This window comes from Nocardioides sp. (genome assembly GCF_036374615.1).
GTDB lineage: Bacteria > Actinomycetota > Actinomycetes > Propionibacteriales > Nocardioidaceae > Nocardioides.
Genome location: NZ_DASUTK010000098.1, coordinates 1 through 2,176, shown reverse-complemented (window position 1 = coordinate 2,176; position 2,176 = coordinate 1). Strand labels below are relative to the sequence as shown.

Sequence of the window (2,176 nt, the reverse complement as noted above, 5' to 3'; positions counted from 1 at the left end):
CTGAGGAGCCCCAGCGCGGCGGTGTCCAGGACAAGTTCCTCATCCGTGGACTCCAGGCGCCGGACCGGACTTCCGCAGATGGTGAGCACACGAGCCTCGTGATCATGGGGCTGACCTGCGGAGACGCCTCACTGGCGTGATGGAGTCGTGTTACTACAAGCGTGGGTGGCCGGCGATAAGCGGTTAGGCGCTGGGGGCGGTGAAGTCGAAGAACCGCGGGGGTTCGGGCAGGTCGAGCGCGGTCAGGATGGTTTTCTGCCCGGCGGTGGCGGCCGACCGTTGCGCGACGTGGCCGTCGTTGGTGGCGAGGGTGAGCAGGTGCATCCGGTCGAGTTCGTGGCGCAGGTTGCGCCAGGTGTCGCCGGTGGCGTTCTCGATGACGCGCAGCAGCAGTAGGGCGAGCCAGCACAGTTGGACGTGGGCGCGGATCCGGTCCTCGCGGTAGTGGAACACCGGGCGCAGCGCGAGGGCGCCCTTGAGGTCCCGCCAGCCCCGTTCAACCTGCAGGAGCTGCTTGTAGGCGGCGGCCAGATCGTCCGGGGTCAAGGTGGTGTCGGAGGTGCGCAGCAGCCACTTGCCGTCCAGGTGCGACTCGCGCTTGATCGCGGCGGCGTCGACCCGCAGCAGCCCATGCTCGGTGCGGCGCAGGTAGCGGCGCAGTCCCGGCTTGGTCTTCAAGGAGCCGACGAGCTCGTCGCGGCGCCGGTCGGTCCAGGCGTCGGAGCCGGCGATCAGGGCCTGCAGGTGGCTGAGGAGCCGCTGTCGGACGGCGGCGTCCCGCTCGGCCTGCTCGGGGTTGAGGCAGACCACGAACCGCTGCGCCCGCATCCCCTGGTCCCCGTCTCCGTCCCCGCCGGGTGCGACGGCGGCCTCCTTGACGCGCAGGTTCCCCGCGACGGTGCGGTATCGGCCGGGGCGGGCCAGCGCCGCGGCGGCCTCGGTGTTGGTGTGGCGCAGCTTCTCGGCGTGGATGTAGTGCCCGCCGCCGCGGGTCAGATACGCCCGGTTCGCCGCGCAGGCGAACCCGCGGTCGGCCACCCACACCAGCCGGCGCAGCCCCCAGCCGGCCAGACCATCCTTGACCGTGCGGATGATCGCGGTGTCGGCGGTGTTCCCGGGGAACGTCCAGCACCGCACCGGCACCCCGTCCCGGGTGACCGCCATCGCGATCACCACCTGCGGCAGGTCGGTGCGGTGGTCCTTGGAGTGCCCGAACGCCCGCTTGCCCGCCTCGGCCGGCCGGCTGATGCCGTCGTCGTCGACGCTGTCCTCGACCTCGGCGAGCTCGTCGGGGACGTCGAGCTCGAAGTAGGTGGAGGTCGTATCCACGAACACGATGTCGAGGTCCAGGTTGAGCAGGTGCGCGACGGAGCCGAAGACCTCCTCGGCGATCTCCGCGAGCGCGTCGAGCAGGAAATCCATCGCCCGGTAGGCCTGGTCGTCGGAGAAACAGGTCAGGCCCTCGATCGCGACCCGCTTGGCGACCCAGTCCGTCGCGGCCAGCTTGGAACCGGGCTCCAGGGCGCGCTGCGCGACCAGGGCGAACACAACCCGCTCGACCGCCTCCCCGTCTAGGCGCCGGCCGGTGGCGACCCGACGGATCGCCGCGCCGATCCCGAGCCGCTCCCAGACCCGGTCCAGCGTCCAGGCCCCACCCAGCGGTCGGGAGTCCACCACCTCCACCTCGGCGCCCACGGCGGCGCTGATCGCCTGCTCCGGGGTCAGGAACCGGGAGATCGAGCTCACCAGCCGGGCCAACGCATCCCTGTCGACCTTCTCCGCCCGCCCGAAGTTGTGGATCACCTTCGCGACCGGGCTGCCGGTCACCGGATGACGCTCGTTGTGCGCCAGCTGCAGGTAGGCCACCACCGAACCGTCCCGGTTCGTCCGCCTCGTCTCCCGTAGGTACATGCTCACACTCAAGCGCGTAATGCCGCGTCCGTCGAGCGACACGCCGCAACTCGTGTGCCTACACCGTTTCGCTCCTCAAGTCACCTCGCGAGGCCGTGACCAGGCCGGACGCTCCCGCCGAGCCCCGAATCTGCCTACCAACTGCGGAAGTCCGGCCTGGCTCAACATCGCCGAGATCGAACTGTCTCGCCTCACCCGGCAATGCCTTGACCGCCGTATCGGCGACCTGGAGGTCCTCAACACCGAGCTCGCCGCCTGGCAAAAC

At 70.4% G+C, this 2,176-nt stretch carries 2 protein-coding genes; one reads left to right on the top strand and one right to left on the bottom strand.

Translation table 11 applies throughout. The features are described from left to right. Positions 1-183: 183 nt before the first annotated feature. Positions 184-1,911: an IS1634 family transposase gene (locus tag VFZ39_RS07825; RefSeq protein ID WP_330865175.1), complete on the bottom strand. Its 1,728-nt coding sequence runs from the start codon at positions 1,909-1,911 to the stop codon at positions 184-186. Here VFZ39_RS07825 and VFZ39_RS07820 point away from each other — a divergent pair. Then, the coding region (locus VFZ39_RS07820; protein WP_330865176.1) for a hypothetical protein at positions 1,910-2,176 on the top strand (267 nt) is incomplete at its 3' end. The two genes, VFZ39_RS07825 and VFZ39_RS07820, sit on opposite strands and share 2 nt — an antisense overlap.

What these genes read in the sequence shown, in the direction of transcription:
- VFZ39_RS07825 (WP_330865175.1), bottom strand. Translation starts at nt 1,911, where the DNA reads ATGTACCTACGGGAGACGAGGCGGACGAACCGGGACGGTTCGGTGGTG.